The sequence below is a fragment of the Enterococcus sp. DIV1937 genome, from assembly GCF_050535975.1.
In the GTDB taxonomy this organism is placed as follows: Bacteria; Bacillota; Bacilli; order Lactobacillales; family Enterococcaceae; genus Enterococcus; species Enterococcus faecalis.
Genome location: NZ_CP172909.1, coordinates 717,951 through 734,420 on the forward strand (window position 1 = coordinate 717,951; position 16,470 = coordinate 734,420).

The window sequence follows — 16,470 nt, forward strand, 5'->3', positions numbered from 1 at the left end:
CAGCGGATTTATCGATAAACTTTTGTTATAATATAACAAAGACAGGAGTTGGATAACATGAAAATCGCTTTAATCGCTCATGATCGTAAAAAAACATTAATGATCAAACTAGCAACCGCTTATAAACATATTTTAGAAAAACATGAATTGTATGCAACGGGAACGACAGGCATGAAAGTGATGGAAGCAACTGGCTTACCCGTGCATTGCTTTAAATCGGGGCCATTAGGTGGGGATCAACAGATTGGCGCAATGATATCGGAAGACAACATTGATTTAGTTATTTTTTTAAGAGATCCTCTTTCCGCGCAACCGCATGAACCAGACGTGACGGCTTTGATTCGTCTAAGTGATGTCTATGAAATTCCTTTAGCGACCAATATCGGCAGTGCTGAAATTCTTTTGAGAGGTGTCGAGGCGGGGTTTGCGGACTTCCGTGAGGTTATCCATGAAGGGGATCGTCGACCGTTAGCTTTTTAGAGAACCTTAATGGTTATTTTGACTATTTTGTGGTATATTTTATGAGGACTTTTGTCCAAATAAAATAACAGAGTAGGAGACAAAGCGTTAAGTGCTAAAAGGATGGGATGTTGCCTTTTGGACGAAGAACATAAACAGTGTGTTGCTAGAAAGCAAAGGTTCTTACTTTGCTTATCATCAGAACAACACGTTCAGCTTTTTAATGTTCGCGGTTTTGTTTTCGCATTCGCTGCATGGTTCGTCATGTAGCAGCTCTTAGAGGAGATGCTAAAAATGACAAAGAAAAAATTTGGCACAAAATCCATTGCGTTAATGGGCGTACTCATTGCGGTGGTCGTTGTCTTTTCACGCTTTTTTGCGTATGAAACAACGTTTTTAAAAATCAGTTTCACGTTTATCCCAGAATCATTGATTGGGATGATTTTCGGACCTTTTTGGGCTGGAATCGGCACGGCGGTGGCTGATGTGGTAGGAATGTTGCTTTTTCCAAAGGCAGGCTATTTTCCTGGGTTTACTTTAAATGCCTTTTTGGCTGGTGCTATTTATGGTTATTTCTATTATAAGAAAGAAATGACATGGCAACGAGTGATTTTGGCGACATTGTTGGTCACCGTTTTAATTAATATCATTTTAACTCCTTTGTGGTTAAGTTTAATGTATGGCGTCAATCTAGCAAATTTTGCTTGGTGGGTGCCACGCTTAATTAAAACAGTTATTTTCTTTCCTATTCAAGTAATTGCCACTTATTATTTAGGCAATAAAATTCCCTTTAAACGTTTATTTGGAAAGCCATTATCTGAATTAGATCAATAAATTTAAAATTAAAAGAGTCACTTTTCATCATCCCAGAAAAGTGACTCTTTTTTATTGTGCTTTTTGATTAAACTGTGCTTCGTAAAGGTCACGATAATAACCCTGTTCTTTTTGCAATAATTCGTCATGGGTGCCAATTTCAACTACTTGACCATTGTCCATAACTAGAATTTTTTCAGCACTTTTGACTGTTGCTAAGCGATGGGCAATAACAAAACTGGTCCGGCCAGTCATCATTTGTAAAAAAGCATCCTGAATTTTTTGCTCGGTCAATGTATCAACTGAACTGGTCGCTTCATCTAAAATAAGCATCGGCGGATTACTAATCATCGTGCGTGCAATGGTCATTAATTGTCGTTGTCCTTCAGAAATTTTAACGCCTTGGGAACCAATCTCGGTATCTAGTCCTTGAGGTAAACGCATGACGAAATCAAAAATATGGGCTTTTTTCATGGCTTCTATAATTTCTTCGTCAGAGGCTTCAGGATTTCCGTACGTTAAATTTTCCCGAATGGAGCTATCGAATAGCCAAGTATCTTGGAGAACCATACCAAAACTTTTTCGTAAGCTGTCCCGAGTAATTTGAGTAATGTCGTGAGTATCAACCGTAATTTGACCATGGTCGACCTCGTAAAAGCGCATTAACAAATTCACTAATGTTGATTTACCCGCACCAGTTCGCCCAACAATGGCAATTGTTTCTCCTGGTTCAGCAATTAAATTAAAGTTTTCGATTAAAGGTCGCGTCGGCGTGTAAGAAAAATCAACGTCTTTAAATTCAACACGGCCTCGCGCTTCTTTCAAAACAATTGCGTTCGGGGCATCAGGACGTTCAACTGGTTGATCCATCATATCAAAGGTACGTTCCAATCCAGCTAAGGCTGCTTGGATTTGGTTGGTGATTCCTGAGAGTTCAATAAAAGGTTTAGAAAACTGACTAGAGTAAATGGTGAAACTGGAAATAACACCAACTGTGACTAAAGGATTGCCACTTAAAACTAACAAGCCACCGACTAATCCAATCGATAAGTAAGATAAATGGTCGATAAATCGAGAAAGTGGGTTGGTTAAGGAAGAAGAAAACTGAGCCTTCTGTCCTTTTTCATACAACGTTTGATTCAATGCTTCAAATGTTTCTTGCGTAGCTTGTTCTTGTTGAAAGGCTTTAACAATTTTTTGGTTGCCAACCATTTCTGAAACGAAACCGGAAATTTCACCAACAATCGTTTGTTGTGCAGCAAAGTTTTTTTGTGAAGCTTTTGCAACAAGCCAGTTTACAATAAAAATAATCGGCGTACTGATAAGAACCACTAATGTGAGCAGGGGACTTAGCCGAATCATAAAGAGCAAAGCAACAACGACGGTGGCCATGCCAGAAAATAATTGGTTGAAGACAGCCGAGCAAGCCATTGAAATATTGTCAATATCGTTGGTAAAGCGACTGACGATATTTCCGTGTGACGTTTGGTCATAATAACTTAACGGTAATTGATTTAAATGGGCAAAGGCATCTTTTCTCAGCTGTGTGGTCGATAAATAAGACACGCGATTACCGAGACGTTGAATCAGCCATTGACTTAGAACGGTTACGAGTAAAATTCCTGCTAATAAACCTAAAATTTTGATGAGTTGCGCAGCATTGACTTGTCCTTTACCAACCATTGTATCAACGGATTTACCTATATAATAAGTCATGAGGACAGTCGAAAAACCACTGAGAATTCCTAGGATTAAGGCGCCGATAATTTCTTTTGGATAGTGTAGTAAATACGGCTTAAAACGTGAGAAGGCGCCAAAATGAATTTTTTTAGTTTGCATGGGTATCCTCCTCCTGTGACGCAACGATTTCTTGATACTCTTTAGAAGAAGTAAGTAATTCTTCGTGGGTGCCAAGGCCAGCGACTTTTCCACTATCTAGGACTAAAATTTGATTCGCCGTAGCAATCGAACTCACGCGTTGTGAAATTAAAATAACGGTTGTCTCTGCTCGTTCTTTTTGTAAAGCACGACGCAGATTCAAATCTGTTTGATAGTCAAGTGCACTCAAGGAATCATCTAAAATAAGTAAATGTGGTTTCCTAATCAAGGCACGGGCAATGGTCAACCGTTGTCTTTGTCCACCAGAAAAGTTTTTTCCGCCTTCGTTAACAGGCGTGTCTAACCCTTGGTCTAATTGTTCAACAAATTCTTTACATTGGGCGATAGCTAATGCTTCCCAACAGTCTTCATCAGTTGCATTTGGTTTTCCCCATTGTAAGTTTTCTCGAATAGTCCCTGTAAATAAGACGGCAGTTTGTGGGACACTTGCCACTTGTTGGCGTAAAGTAAAGAGCGGCCAATCGCGCACATTTATACCATTAATAAAAAGGTTTCCTGCACTCACATCATAAAATCTGGGAATGAGTTGGGTTAAGGTACTTTTCCCGCTGCCGGTAGGTCCTGTGATGCCGAGAATTGAGCCTTTAGGAATCGTAAAATTGATATTTTCCAAAGCCAAACCGGCCTCTGGTTCATAGCGAAAATCTACATGGTCAAAGGTAATATCACCAAATTGTGGAGATGTTTTTGCTGATTCTGGTGTATCTGTTAACTGGCTTTCTACAGTTAAAACCTCATTGACACGGTTTGCGGAAGCGGCAGCTCGCGTAAAAATTACCACGAGATTAGAAGCAACAATTAAAGCGAGCATCATTTGATTCATATAATTGATCAATGCTAAAACTTCCCCTTGTTGCAGGGAACCGAAAGAAACTTTTAAGCCACTAAAATAAAGTAAAAATAAAATTCCAACATTCATAATCAAAGTGGTTAAAGGCGTTAATAAAGCAGAGACATTCGATACACGAATGTAAATATCGCCTAAATCATCTGAAGCTTTATCAACATGTCGTTGCTCTGTTTCCTTTCTAGCAAACGCACGGATCACACGGACACCGCTTAAATTTTGACTAATTTGACGGTTTAACCGATCCAAATATTCTTGGACTTTTTGATATAAAGGCACAGTCACTTTAATGATAATAAAGAGAATAAGGCTAAAAATTGGTAAAAGTAATAGGAAAAGAAAGCCCATCTGCACGTCAATGTAAAAAGCCATGACCACAGAACCGATACTTAAAAAAGGTGTCCGAATGACCAACCGAATAAACATCGCTAAAGCCAATTGAAGCTGGTTGATATCGTTTGTGATCCGGGTGATGAGGGTATCTGTACCAAAACTATTCAATTCTTTGTGTGAAAGCTGATTAATTTTCTTCATTAATTGATTTCTTAGCTCCGTCCCAAAACCTTGCGAAGCGACTGAAGCATAATATTGACAAATCATGACAAAAAATAAACCAACTAACGACATAACAAGCATCCAGAGGGCCATTTCTATGACAGTCTGTCGGTCGTTTTGACGAATACCGACATCGACTAAGTGAGCCATGAATAAGGGCAAGACTAACTCGAAACAAGCTTCTAAAAATTTGAAGACTGGACCGAGGATAATTTGTTTTCGATAATTTTTTGCGTATTTCAATAAACCAAACATAAGATTCCTCCCTTTGCTGCTCTCATTGTAGCCTAATCTTTCAATGAAAGAAAGTTGTTCGCTACATTTTCTCAACTTCTGTTAAAATAGAAGAAAAGCGCAAAGAAGTGGAGTGTGACAGAAACGTGGAAAAAATGAGTCAGGTTATTTTGTTATTTTTTATTTATTCCTTTATCGGCTGGTTATGGGAAACGGTGTATTGTTCATTAAAAGCCAAAAAATTTGTTTATCGAGGATTTTTGGTAGGGCCTTATTGTCCTATTTATGGATTTGGGGTCTTAAGCGTTCTCTATTTTGTGGAACCCTTTGAGAACAATCTCTTGGTATTATATGTCGGATCGGCTGTTTTAGTGACGATTTTAGAATATGTCACTAGTTATGGCTTGGAAAAATTGTTCCATGCCTCTTGGTGGGATTATCATGATGTACCTTTTAATTTAAACGGTCGCGTGGCTTTACCGGTTTCTCTTTTTTGGGGATTGGGGTGTGTCTTGATTGTCAAAGTTATTCAACCAGAAATCGCCAAAGTTGTCAGCTTTTTACAAGCAACCTTTGGCAACTACTTAGCACTTTGCATAGTGATTGTAATGGGGCTTGACTTAATTTATACGTTGCTGAACATGCAAGGTTTCAAAAAACTTATTACCGAGATGGGCCAAACGTTGGAAACGAACCAACAAGAATTTAAGCAACGGTTGAACACAAAAATGGAAATCGCTACAGCTGATTGGCAGAAGTTAAAAGAACGAACCAAAAAAGAGCATTTCCAAAATCGGTTAAATTTCCAACAACGTCGTTTTATTAACAATTACCCAAAACTAACTTTAAAAAACATTAAAAATTCCAAAGAAGTTCGGCATCTCTTAGAAGATTTGAAGAAAAAGGGCCAATAATTAACAAAAAATATTACAAAATATTTCAATCAATGGTCTAATGGGATGAAAAAAAGAAAAATCGTCAAAAGCTAGTTTTTAAGCCGTCTTAAGAAATTCTTAAAGAATTGAGATAGAAATGGACTAATGAATAAACGCAGGATAAAAAAAGAGTTGCATTTAAATTGTAATAAATTGTAACATGATTGAAATAAAACAAGCCCTCCTGACTAGTATAATGAGTAGGTGTTTTAGATAAGTTAGGAAAGGTGTTGGATTTAGTGAAGGTTAAAAAGTTGATACCATTTTTAACAACAATGATGCTTATCAATTTTGGACTTCCAGTCGCTGCGGCAGCAGAATCACTTGATTCGTTGCAAGAAAAAGAAGCGCAAGCGAAACAATCTGGGGAGTTAATTAGTAAAGAAATCAATTCAGCCTTAGACGATGTAAATGCTAAATATGCGGAAATCGAACGTTTAAAAACGCAAATTTCAAAAGCGGAAGATACGTTGAAAACTTCGAAAGAGGAAATAGAAAAAACAGAAAAAAATATTTCTCGTCGTAAAGAAGCTGTTGGCGATCGTATGAAGGATATTCAATTAAATGGCGACCAACGTACTTGGCAAGCCTTATTAGATGCAGAAAATTTATCAGATTTCTTTAATCGGGCCTACGCCATGACCGTTTTACAAAACTTTGAACGGGAAAAGATTGAAAGCTTAACTAGCGAAAAAGAAAAGTTAGCTGCATTACAAGAAAAAGTTGAAAATACGCAAACAACTTTAAAACAAAATGAAGAGAAATTACAAGTTGAAGCTTCTTCAATGAATAATAAAGTCTCTGAGTTAAAAGAAAAAATGGCGGATAATGAAGAATTATTGGCTCAAATTTCGACAGACAAACAGAAAGAGCAACAACGCTTAGTCAGCGAAAAAGCAGCAGCTGAGGCACAGAAAAAACGTGCGGCAGAAACTGCCAAAGCAGAAGCAGCGAAGAAACAAGCAGCTGCCGACAAACAAGCGCAAGCAGATGCGGCGGCTAAACTAGAAGCCGAAGCTGCTGAAGAGTCAAGCAGTCAAGCATCAAGCTCTTCTACAAGTACGGAAAGCAGTAGCACTGAATCTTCAAGTTCAGCTAGTTCATCCGAATCGTCATCAACGACAGAATCATCGACAGGCGAATCATCAACACCAGGAACTGGCTCTGGTCGTGTGCTTCAGATGGAATCAACCGCTTATTCTTGGCGTGAGCCAGGTGCAAGTAATCTAAGTGCTACTGGTATTGACTTAAGTAAACAAAGCAATGTAGTTGCAGTTGATCCAAGCGTAATTCCTCTGGGGTCATTAGTGAAAGTCTCTGGTTATGGCTTTGCTATTGCTGGAGATACAGGTGGCGCTATTCAAGGAAATATTGTTGATGTTCATTTTGATTCAGTAGAGCAATGTACTGCTTGGGGACGACGTCAGGTTACAGTAGAAATTCAATAATAAATTTGTTATACTAAAGACAAGATAAAAGGAATTGGCTAAGTCAGTAATGATAGTAGCCAGTTCTTTTTTAGTTAAATGTAAAGGAGAATTACAATGATTCGCTCGGCAACAAAAGAAGACGGTCAAGCGATTGCTCGGCTGGTCTTAGTTATTTTAAAAGATATGGAGTTACCAATTTTAGAAGAAGTCTCAGAAGAACAAATGATTGACCTGTTAGCAGAGGCAACGGCGTATCCAACCTATCGCTATGGCTATCAACGAATTTTAGTTTATGAACATGCAGGTGAAGTTGCAGGGATTGCTGTCGGCTATCCTGCGGAAGATGAAAAGATTATTGATGAACCTTTAAGAGAAGTCTTTAAAAAACATGGCTTAGCAGAAGATGTTCGGCTATTTATTGAAGAAGAAACTTTGCCTAATGAATGGTATTTAGACACGATCTCTGTGGATGAACGTTTCCGTGGAATGGGAATTGGTTCTAAGTTATTAGATGCTTTACCTGAAGTAGCCAAAGCTAGCGGGAAGCAAGCCTTGGGTCTAAATGTTGATTTTGACAATCCAGGGGCGAGAAAGTTATACGCAAGCAAAGGCTTTAAAGATGTCACAACAATGACTATTAGTGGTCACTTATACAATCATATGCAAAAAGAAGTGTAAAAATAACGAAGGTAAAGAGAAATTGTAGAATCATGTCGAGTCCAAAGGAGATAATCCTCTGGATTTTTTTATTTGGTATGTAGGGCTTGTCTTTGTTGGACGAGAATACACAATTTGAAATTATAAAAGTTACGAAAACCATAGGCATTCCGCTTTAACACTTTGATATGATTATTTAGACACTCCAAGCTTAGTATGTTTTTGAATACGTTACAACTGCGAGTGAGCTAAAAGCAACTTACTCGTAGTCATTTGAAATTAAATCACTAATTTTTTATTTCATATAATAAACTTTTCCTTTTATGAATAAACGTTTAATTGTTTCTTTACACTGCACAGATACAAGAAAAGAAAAAGGTTTCTTGATGTTGTCTAGTATAGAGTAGGGGTGTTACTCTGTAACTATTTTTTATTTATTTTAAAAACAAATAAAAAATAGTTCTGATAGTAATATATTATCATAGCTACTTTCTTTTTTATGAAGAATAATTTTTTGCTTATGCTAGTTTTAAGATGAAATTCTTTATGTGTTTTTATAAAAAAATAAGTATTGACAATTATCTGAAAATTCGATATATTATTTATGTATATTTTTATAAATGATTTGTATTATATTTTTGTTTTAGAAATATAAAACATGAATAGTTGGAGCGATTTTCGACAGTTTTAATAATAGTTGGTCATCTATATTTAAAAAAATTATCACTGAAAGTTGGATTGATTGGGATTCAAAGCCTGGGAAAAGACCTGGAGGCTTTTCTATTAATGTATATGAAGTACATCCTTATATTCTTTTGAATTGGACAGATGATTTGAATGGGTTATTTGCATTGGCTCATGAAAGCATGGGAGCTATTTTAAACTATCAATCTCGCAATGTAAATTTTCTGAATGTGCAACATAGTATATTCTTAACTGAACTATACTCTCAAATTATGGAAAATGAGGTAAAGGAGTATTTGTTACAGAATTATTCAGATAATGTATCAATAAGGAGTGTTGTTCGAGAAAGAGAATTAATTAGATTTAAAGATAATGTCATTAAAACAATTATAAATACAGAATTTGAAAGAAAAAGTTTTTCTATTCATCATTCAGAATCAATTGATTCTATAACGTTGTCTAAAATTTATGAGAGAGTTTCAAAATCAATTTATGAAGCATGTGACGGTTTTTATTCAAATAAAAAAAATAATGTGAATTGGGTAAAACAAGCTCATGTATTTAATCCGTTTTACGAAAGTAATTATGTTGTGACATATTTTTTAGCTAAATATATAAAAAAAAAACCAGGATCATTTAATCAGCTCACGGCTGTTTCTGAAATTGGCTCACAACATAGTGATGAAAAGATTATTTCAAATTTTTTAAATGTGGATTTAGAAAATTTCATACAAGATATAAAGCGTAATTGGAGGAATTATTGTCAGTGAATATGAAGTGTAAAAATAATATTTACATATACGGATTTTGGGCAACATTATTTTTTGAACGTTCTGTTTGGATAAATTATTTAAAATATAATCATTATTCAATAGTAGAAATAGGTTTTTTACAAACATTATTGACCTTAACCATGTTCTTATCAGAATTACCCTCGGGGCTGTTGACGGATAAATTTGGTGCAAAAAAAATTATGTATGTAGGGCACTTTCTAATTTGCCTATATTTATTTTTTATGATGTTGAATATAAATATAGCTTTTATTACATTAGGTTTTATGTTCTATGGCATAGGTCTAGCATTAATATCTGGTAGTGATCAAACTCTGATTTATCAATACAAACCCGAACAGAGCTATCAAAAGAAAATAGGTAAATATATGGCTATTTCTATTGTTGGACTTACAGTAAGTTCTTTTATTGGAGGATATTTGAGCACAATTTCGTGGACAAGTATATTTTTAATTGGAATCATTACTCAATTAATATCAATCGTTATTTTAATGGGTATAAAGTTAGGTTATAGAAAATTTGATTTAAAAAAAAGAGAGAAAGTATCATTCATAAGGTTGCTTATTAGCTTAAAAAGTATTACAAGTCAGAAGCACATGAAATATTTATTAATAACTATCTCGATTTTTCAAAGTACTATATCAGTGCTTTTAAATTTTAGTCAACTAGTATTATTAGATAAAAATATTAATACTTTTAATACATCAATTTTGATTTCTTTAGCGCTTGTTTGTTCTGCAGTTTCCTCACTTTCGATTGAGAAAATATCAATTAAAATAGGACAAAATGTCTCGACAGGAGTGTTTTTGATCGTTTTAGCGGCCGCTTTCTTTCTTTTTTCATCATCAGAAACATTGTTAGTGATCATATCTTTTCTGTTAATAAATTTTAGCTTTGAGTTTATAGATACTTCTTTAAACACAGTGGTTCAAGAATTATCTAGTGATAAAATTAGGACAACTTTGATTTCGGGGATAAATACTTTAACTGCAGGTATAATGTTTGTAGAAACCTCTATTATTTCAGCATTATTTGCTAAATATAATATATCTGTTGTTTTTGCTTCTGTAGGAATTGTTTTGGTAATGTTTACTAGTATATTTTATATTCTATTTTTAAAAACAATAAATAAAAAAATATCTAATTAAGTATTGGATATTTTTTAGATATAAAGGAGAAAAAATGAAAATTACCCAACTATCTTCATTGAATGAGGTTCAGATACATTTAGTAAAGCAGCTTATTAAAGAGTGTCAAATGTTTGATGGTACACACAAAGAGCCATACCTATTAAATACACTAAACTTTGATAAAAGGATGCCTTCGTTTTTTCTCGGATATGAAGAAGAAAAGATTATTGGATTACTATATGTATACGCAGATACAAAAGATGTGGAGGTCAGCATATTTATACACCCAGAATATAGAAGACGAGGATATGCGACTGATATATATCAACGATTTTTAAAAGAAACTGAAAAATACAAACTTAATACAACAAGGTTTCAAACGGAAGCTATTTTTTTAGAAAATAATCCGGATTTTATCAGTAAACGGAATCTCAATATTAAAGATGAAACTGAGACTTGGTTTATTCGAGATAGATATCCTTTTACTCAATTGATTCAAGAAAAATACTTAGTTAAAGAAGCTACTAAAGAGTGTAGTTTGCAGATTGTAGAGTTCGTGTCAGAAATATTTTCGACATCTTTAGAGGTGAGCAAAAAATATGTTGATGAAGCTATTGCGAGTGATAATAGCTCGCTTTATGCACTATTAATAGGCAATACAATAGTCTCTATTTGTATAGTAGACTATAGTTCAGAAAATAACTATCTGTATGGGCTAGCAGTTCTTAAGAAGTATCAAAGACAAGGAATCGGTTCTTATCTTGTTAAAGAAATCATTAATCAAATGATAAAAGAGAATAATAAACGTTTTCAAATAGCTGTCGAAGATAGCAACATAACTGCTAAAATAATGTATGAGAAATTAGGTTTTGTTTTTCAAACACAGGTTGTATATTTGAACGAAAATGAGAGTTAGAATAGCTTTATTATTATGATAGACTCAATCTAATTCACATGTATTTTTTGGTATGTCTTGAGGTACAAGTTGTCTATTGGGGTATTGCTTAAGCTATTGATATTAAAGAATTTTCAAATGTATTAAAAACTTTTTATACACAACCAGGTCTTAAAAAAGCGTGTAAAGATTCATAATTCTTAAAATGTTAATTATTTGGAGTTATTGAGCCTGGGAAAAATTGATAAATGACGGGAACAGAAGCAATTCCTTCTTATTTCTGGGAGTTAAACACTTCTGCTTAAAACAATAAGGGACGAAGTTTTCCTTGGGAATCGAGTTACAATCGATTATTTTGAAAAGAGTGGTGCAAACAACCATAAAGGCTAACCGCCCATATGATTGTTTGCGCCACTCTTTTTTCATTAATCCGTTAAAGGATCAAAATCTAATCCAAAATCATCGGAAGTTTTTTGTTTTTTCTTATTATATAACCAGTAGTCAAGGACAGCTGCTATACAGATGCACAACGGTGCGTCCTCATCATTGGCAACAGTTAAAACAAAATAGTCGCCTGTACAAAGCATGGTTTTATCCATTGACATGATTTTTTTATGGACTTGATAAATTGAATATTGGTGCGCTTTGATATCCCCAACAACTGCCCAGTGAAGGCCTTGAACATAATAGAAATCAGCATTCAAATTGAACAGTTTTCGTAGAGTACCCACTTTTTCAAAACGCTGATATAACTCAAATCGTGTACCAAAAGTCCAAGAAACTTGTTTAATACTGGCTAAAATTTCTCCGTTCATTGCATATAAAGAAAGCGCATCTCCTCGTGTGCCCCAGCGCCCCACCAATAGAAAAAGTGAACGGCCTGCTTGGTCTTTCACGATGGTTCGCGTAACTTTTCCTAACTGTTGTTCTTGAATAAAAAATTCAGACACGACACGATCTCCTTTCTATATATAAATGAGTGCTGTAACTGGTAGTGCTTATTACAAATCTTCTCTTATTGCACGCAGGATGGCTTCGCCAACACCATTTTCTAAATTAGTGGCTGTTTCATATTTAGCGTATTCTTTTAATTCCAGTTCGGCATTGCCCATTGCAAAACTTACCCCAGCCCATTGAATCATGCTGACGTCATTTAAATTATCACCAATAGTCATGACTTGTTCAGCGGGAATCCCACGTTCTTTAGCGACGCGCGCAACCGCAATCCCTTTTTGTGCTAGGCGGTGGTTAATTTCAATATTATTAAGCGCAGAAGAGGTAACAACCAAATCATCTAGTTCTTCTACTTCCATCCCAGCAGGACCTAATACTTTCGGCCCATCCATACTGAAGCCAATAATTTTAAGGACTTCAATCGAATCATCTTTTAAAATGTCGTCTAAACGATCAACATAGGTAATATGCAATAAAGATAGGTGTGCTGAAGCCATGGCGATCGCCACTTTATAAGTTAAATGGGGCATGGATTCTGCAATATGAGCGGCAAAGTTTTCAATTCTTTTTTCTTGATGTTCAGAAAAAATACCTTTATTTGTAGAGATTTCATAGTAAACATTGTGTTGACTCAAAATAGTTAGTACTTCTGTTACTGTTTCTTTTTCGATCCCAGCCGTGAAAAGTGAGTGTCCATCTTTGTCGAACACTTGGGCGCCGTTTAAAGTAATCATGGCACAGTCAATTCCAGCTTCTTCTAACGCGGGTTTCGCTTCGGTATATGCGCGGCCAGTAGCAACCATAAATTCGATTCCTAAACGTTCCGCTTCGCGAATTGCTGAAGCGTTATCATTTGTGATGCTCATTTTTGCATCTAAAAGTGTTCCATCCATATCTGAAGCAATTAATTTAATCATCGATTCTCTACACCTCATTATCTATTTAAAGCTTACCTATAGTTTACCACGTTTTTCCAAGAGAAAGTACCCAGAAATTTCTTGTCAGGTTTGGAGAAATTCGTTATGCTTAGAGAGCGAAGGAGTGAGCATTATGAAAGAAATTATTCACAATAGTTGGCAAACCGTTTTATCTGCTGAATTTGAAAAACCATATTATCAAGAATTGCGGGAATTTTTGAAAAAAGAATATCAGACACAAACGATTTATCCAGATATGTATCATTTATTTTCAGCGTTAGAACTAACCCCTTTTGAAGAAGTAAAAGTAGTAATTTTGGGACAAGACCCATATCATGGACCCAATCAAGCACACGGATTAAGTTTCTCTGTCCAGCCAGGTGTGAAAGTGCCGCCATCTCTTGTGAATATTTACAAAGAATTACAAGCTGATTTAGGGTACCAACCCGTCAACCATGGCTTTTTAGAAAGCTGGGCCAAACAAGGCGTGTTGTTATTAAATACTGTGTTGACCGTTCGGGCAGGTCAAGCCTATTCCCATCGAGGTAAAGGGTGGGAGCAACTGACAGATGTCATTATCGAAAAGTTGAATGAGCGTGAAAAACCCGTTGTTTTCATTTTATGGGGACGTCCAGCTCAAGAAAAAATTAAAATGATTGATACGACTCGGCATGTGATTATCAAATCGCCACATCCAAGTCCATTGTCAGCGCATCGTGGTTTTTTTGGCTCACGTCCGTTTTCTCAAGCGAATGCCGCTCTAGAACGTTTAGGGGAAACGCCGATTGATTGGCAACTTCCTGAAACAGTGTAATGTAACAGCGCAAGCTGTTATAGTGTAGAAGAGTTAGTTTGTGAAAAGTTTATCGGATTATTGGTTTTTTTGACTAATACAGCTAGAAAAAACTGTTATTTTCTTTGAGAATAGTGTATGATGGATTTTGTAAATATAAAACTGGAGGGTTTATCGTGGAATTATTCGATAGCTTAAAATTTAAAGTCGTACGCCGTAATATCAAAATTGTTTTCCCTGAAGCAACAGATCCTAGAATCTTAGGTGCTGCTGCCCGCTTAAAATCTGATGAATTAGTAGAACCAATCTTAATTGGTGATCCAACAGATATTGCAAATGCTGCTATGGCTCGTGGAATCAACACATCAAACTTTATTATTATCAACCCAAATGATTATGAAAAATGGGATGAAATGGTCGAAGCATTTGTTGAACGCCGTAATGGAAAAGCTACTAAAGAAGATGCTGAAAAAATCTTAAAAGATGTCAACTATTTCGGTACTATGTTAACTTACATGGGTATTGCTGATGGTATGGTTAGTGGTGCTATCCACTCAACAGGTGATACAGTTCGTCCTGCGTTACAAATCATTAAAACAAAACCAGGCGTAAGCCGTACAAGTGGTGCCTTCTTAATGATTCGTGGTCGTGACCAAGAAAGATATTTATTCTCAGACTGCGCGATTAACGTGAACCCAACTGCACAAGAATTAGCTGAAATTGCTGTTGATAGTGCCAAAACAGCTGAATTATTTGACATTGAACCAAAAGTTTCATTGTTAAGTTTTTCAACAAAAGGTTCTGCAAAAGCACCAGAAGTAACAAAAGTTGCTGAAGCTACAAAAATTGCGCAAGAATTAGCACCTGAATATGCGATTGATGGTGAATTACAATTTGATGCTTCTTACGTATCTTCTGTCGCACAATTAAAAGCGCCCAACTCAAAAGTGGCTGGAGAAGCAACAGTCTTTGTATTCCCAGATTTACAATCAGGAAATATTGGCTACAAAATTGCTCAACGTTTAGGTAACTTTGAAGCAATTGGCCCAATCTTACAAGGATTGAACAAACCAGTTTCTGATTTATCACGTGGTGCAAACGAAGAAGATGTTTATAAATTATCAATCATTACAGCTGCTCAAACATTAATGAACGACTAATTAACTATGTTGAAGCATGATAAATAAGCAAAGTAGAAGTTGAGGTTCCCAGGACACTTGGGCCTCAACTTTATTTTTTTGAAGCTGCCACTAGTCAACTTATTGAATTTTCGGTATACTTTCATACATAGATTCTTGCAGATGGGAGGCAAAAAAATGAACATTGTCCTGAACAATCCATTGGAAACAGAAGCAATTGCTCAAATCATTGGACAAAAGGCACAAGCTGGTGATGTAATTGTCCTGACTGGTGATTTAGGGGCCGGTAAGACGACAATGACGAAAGGGATTGCTTTAGGATTAGGCATTTCCCAAATGATTAAAAGTCCCACCTATACGATTATCCGCGAATATCCACAAGGACGACTTCCGTTATACCATATGGATGTCTATCGTGTTGAAGAGGGTGCGGATGAGTTAGGGTTAGATGAGTATTTTGAAGGAGATGGGCTATCCGTTGTAGAATGGGGCAGCTTGATTGAAGAAGAATTGCCAGAAGATTATTTAGAAATTATTTTAAATAAAGATTCTCAAGAAGTGGACAAGAGAGTTCTTGAATTCCGCGGAACTGGTCCATTGGCAGAAGAAAGAATAGCAGAGATTCTGAAAACGTGGGAGGCTCGCGAATATGACTGAACAAACATTTTCTATTCGAGAAGCAGTGCCTACTGATGCGGATCAATTACTATCTGTGATGTCAAAAATTGGGAGTGAAACGCCCTATTTGGTAATGGATGAGCGAGGAATGGCTATGTCGACAGCAGAATTGGCTGAAAATCTAGCAACACTCTATGAATCGCCAAATAATGTTTTATTGGTGGCATTAGCGGGAGAAGCGATCATTGGGACCGCATCTGTGTCTGCTTCTTCTAAAAAGCGGATGGAGCATATTGGTGAAATTGGCATTAGTATTTTAAAACAGTACTGGGGCTATGGACTGGGCAGTATCTTGATGGAAGAACTTATTCGCTGGGCGCATGAAAGTCATGTTATTCGTCGCTTGGAATTAACGGTACAGGATCGTAATCAACGAGCGATTCATGTCTATAAAAAATTAGGTTTTGAAACAGAGGCAATTATGCCTCGGGGCGCCAAAACAGACCAAGGTGAATTTTTAGATGTTCATTTAATGCGTTTGCTGATTGATTAATTATTGGTTAATAATTTTAATTTCTTAAATAATCGAACGATAATTGCATGAAAAAACAAAATTTTCGCAATTATCGTTTGTTTCATATTTATTTTTCTGATATTTTTGTTATAATTATAGAAGAATTTAACGAAAAAATGAAAATTTATTTTGGGAAGGAATGTAAG

At 35.8% G+C, this 16,470-nt stretch carries 16 protein-coding genes, 1 pseudogene and 1 riboswitch; of the genes and pseudogenes, 12 read left to right on the top strand and 5 right to left on the bottom strand.

Features of this window, described 5'->3' with window-relative positions; translation table 11 throughout:
- Window positions 1–57: 57 nt before the first annotated feature.
- Window positions 58–480, top strand: a complete 423-nt coding sequence (gene mgsA / locus IGL13_RS03480; protein ID WP_002355823.1) for a methylglyoxal synthase — start codon at window positions 58–60, stop codon at window positions 478–480.
- Window positions 481–546: 66 nt separating this feature from the next.
- A riboswitch (THF riboswitch) is annotated at window positions 547–714 on the top strand.
- Window positions 715–744: 30 nt separating this feature from the next.
- Window positions 745–1,293, top strand: coding sequence for a folate family ECF transporter S component (locus tag IGL13_RS03485; protein WP_002385065.1), 549 nt, complete (start codon window positions 745–747; stop codon window positions 1,291–1,293).
- A gap of 51 nt (window positions 1,294–1,344) precedes the next feature.
- Here IGL13_RS03485 and IGL13_RS03490 read toward each other — a convergent pair whose 3' ends face one another.
- Window positions 1,345–3,111 (bottom strand): ABC transporter ATP-binding protein, encoded by a 1,767-nt coding sequence (locus IGL13_RS03490; RefSeq protein ID WP_002378106.1) that lies wholly within the window; start codon window positions 3,109–3,111, stop codon window positions 1,345–1,347.
- On the bottom strand, window positions 3,101–4,828 hold the full coding sequence (locus IGL13_RS03495; RefSeq protein ID WP_002363303.1) for an ABC transporter ATP-binding protein: 1,728 nt from the start codon (window positions 4,826–4,828) through the stop codon (window positions 3,101–3,103). The genes IGL13_RS03490 and IGL13_RS03495 overlap by 11 nt, the downstream gene beginning before the upstream one ends.
- A 125-nt stretch (window positions 4,829–4,953) precedes the next feature.
- On the opposite strand from IGL13_RS03495, the gene IGL13_RS03500 reads away from it, so the two are divergent.
- The 3 genes from IGL13_RS03500 to IGL13_RS03510 all read left to right on the top strand — a co-directional run bounded on the left by IGL13_RS03500 (window position 4,954) and on the right by IGL13_RS03510 (window position 7,850).
- Entirely contained in the window at window positions 4,954–5,721 is a 768-nt protein-coding gene (locus IGL13_RS03500) for a putative ABC transporter permease (RefSeq protein WP_002387023.1), read from the top strand.
- Between the two features lie 248 nt (window positions 5,722–5,969).
- A complete protein-coding gene (locus tag IGL13_RS03505) occupies window positions 5,970–7,190 on the top strand; it encodes a 3D domain-containing protein (protein WP_002393466.1) in 1,221 nt (406 codons plus the stop codon).
- A gap of 96 nt (window positions 7,191–7,286) precedes the next feature.
- Window positions 7,287–7,850: a GNAT family N-acetyltransferase gene (locus tag IGL13_RS03510; protein WP_002355832.1), complete on the top strand. Its 564-nt coding sequence runs from the start codon at window positions 7,287–7,289 to the stop codon at window positions 7,848–7,850.
- Between the two features lie 68 nt (window positions 7,851–7,918).
- On the opposite strand, the pseudogene IGL13_RS03515 reads toward IGL13_RS03510, so the two are convergent.
- A pseudogene (locus IGL13_RS03515) lies at window positions 7,919–8,038 on the bottom strand (transposase); the annotation flags it as partial.
- 528 nt (window positions 8,039–8,566) lie between these two features.
- Here IGL13_RS03515 and IGL13_RS03520 point away from each other — a divergent pair.
- The 3 genes from IGL13_RS03520 to IGL13_RS03530 are packed head-to-tail and all read left to right on the top strand — an operon-like array spanning window position 8,567 to window position 11,350.
- Window positions 8,567–9,283, top strand: coding sequence for a M3 family metallopeptidase (locus tag IGL13_RS03520; RefSeq protein ID WP_229017900.1), 717 nt, complete (start codon window positions 8,567–8,569; stop codon window positions 9,281–9,283).
- Complete coding sequence (locus tag IGL13_RS03525) at window positions 9,280–10,452, top strand: MFS transporter (protein WP_224561155.1); 1,173 nt, start codon at window positions 9,280–9,282, stop codon at window positions 10,450–10,452. Before IGL13_RS03520 ends, IGL13_RS03525 begins: the two co-directional genes overlap by 4 nt.
- Before the next feature lie 34 nt (window positions 10,453–10,486).
- The gene (locus tag IGL13_RS03530) at window positions 10,487–11,350 is read left to right on the top strand and encodes a GNAT family N-acetyltransferase (protein ID WP_002378110.1); all 864 of its coding nucleotides are present in this window, start codon (window positions 10,487–10,489) and stop codon (window positions 11,348–11,350) included.
- A gap of 404 nt (window positions 11,351–11,754) precedes the next feature.
- Here IGL13_RS03530 and IGL13_RS03535 read toward each other — a convergent pair whose 3' ends face one another.
- Window positions 11,755–12,279, bottom strand: coding sequence for an LURP-one-related/scramblase family protein (locus tag IGL13_RS03535; protein ID WP_002355833.1), 525 nt, complete (start codon window positions 12,277–12,279; stop codon window positions 11,755–11,757).
- A 51-nt stretch (window positions 12,280–12,330) separates the two neighbouring features.
- Entirely contained in the window at window positions 12,331–13,200 is an 870-nt protein-coding gene (locus IGL13_RS03540; RefSeq protein ID WP_002383369.1) for a Cof-type HAD-IIB family hydrolase, read from the bottom strand.
- A 133-nt stretch (window positions 13,201–13,333) separates the two neighbouring features.
- Here IGL13_RS03540 and IGL13_RS03545 point away from each other — a divergent pair, with 133 nt between their 5' ends.
- The 4 genes from IGL13_RS03545 to IGL13_RS03560 all read left to right on the top strand — a co-directional run bounded on the left by IGL13_RS03545 (window position 13,334) and on the right by IGL13_RS03560 (window position 16,303).
- Window positions 13,334–14,014: a uracil-DNA glycosylase gene (locus tag IGL13_RS03545; RefSeq protein WP_002378112.1), complete on the top strand. Its 681-nt coding sequence runs from the start codon at window positions 13,334–13,336 to the stop codon at window positions 14,012–14,014.
- 155 nt (window positions 14,015–14,169) lie between these two features.
- Window positions 14,170–15,153, top strand: a complete 984-nt coding sequence (pta, locus tag IGL13_RS03550) for a phosphate acetyltransferase (protein WP_002355836.1) — start codon at window positions 14,170–14,172, stop codon at window positions 15,151–15,153.
- A gap of 141 nt (window positions 15,154–15,294) precedes the next feature.
- On the top strand, window positions 15,295–15,789 hold the full coding sequence (tsaE, locus tag IGL13_RS03555; RefSeq protein ID WP_002401551.1) for a tRNA (adenosine(37)-N6)-threonylcarbamoyltransferase complex ATPase subunit type 1 TsaE: 495 nt from the start codon (window positions 15,295–15,297) through the stop codon (window positions 15,787–15,789).
- Entirely contained in the window at window positions 15,782–16,303 is a 522-nt protein-coding gene (locus IGL13_RS03560) for a GNAT family N-acetyltransferase (protein ID WP_002355839.1), read from the top strand. The genes tsaE and IGL13_RS03560 overlap by 8 nt, the downstream gene beginning before the upstream one ends.
- Window positions 16,304–16,470 lie beyond the last annotated feature (167 nt).

What these genes read in the sequence shown, in the direction of transcription:
- IGL13_RS03485 (WP_002385065.1), top strand. Translation starts at nt 745, where the DNA reads ATGCTAAAAATGACAAAGAAAAAATTTGGCACAAAATCCATTGCGTTA.
- IGL13_RS03495 (WP_002363303.1), bottom strand. Translation starts at nt 4,828, where the DNA reads ATGTTTGGTTTATTGAAATACGCAAAAAATTATCGAAAACAAATTATC.
- IGL13_RS03545 (WP_002378112.1), top strand. Translation starts at nt 13,334, where the DNA reads ATGAAAGAAATTATTCACAATAGTTGGCAAACCGTTTTATCTGCTGAA.
- IGL13_RS03560 (WP_002355839.1), top strand. Translation starts at nt 15,782, where the DNA reads ATGACTGAACAAACATTTTCTATTCGAGAAGCAGTGCCTACTGATGCG.
- IGL13_RS03540 (WP_002383369.1), bottom strand. Translation starts at nt 13,200, where the DNA reads ATGATTAAATTAATTGCTTCAGATATGGATGGAACACTTTTAGATGCA.
- IGL13_RS03490 (WP_002378106.1), bottom strand. Translation starts at nt 3,111, where the DNA reads ATGCAAACTAAAAAAATTCATTTTGGCGCCTTCTCACGTTTTAAGCCG.
- IGL13_RS03510 (WP_002355832.1), top strand. Translation starts at nt 7,287, where the DNA reads ATGATTCGCTCGGCAACAAAAGAAGACGGTCAAGCGATTGCTCGGCTG.
- IGL13_RS03530 (WP_002378110.1), top strand. Translation starts at nt 10,487, where the DNA reads ATGAAAATTACCCAACTATCTTCATTGAATGAGGTTCAGATACATTTA.
- mgsA (WP_002355823.1), top strand. Translation starts at nt 58, where the DNA reads ATGAAAATCGCTTTAATCGCTCATGATCGTAAAAAAACATTAATGATC.
- tsaE (WP_002401551.1), top strand. Translation starts at nt 15,295, where the DNA reads ATGGGAGGCAAAAAAATGAACATTGTCCTGAACAATCCATTGGAAACA.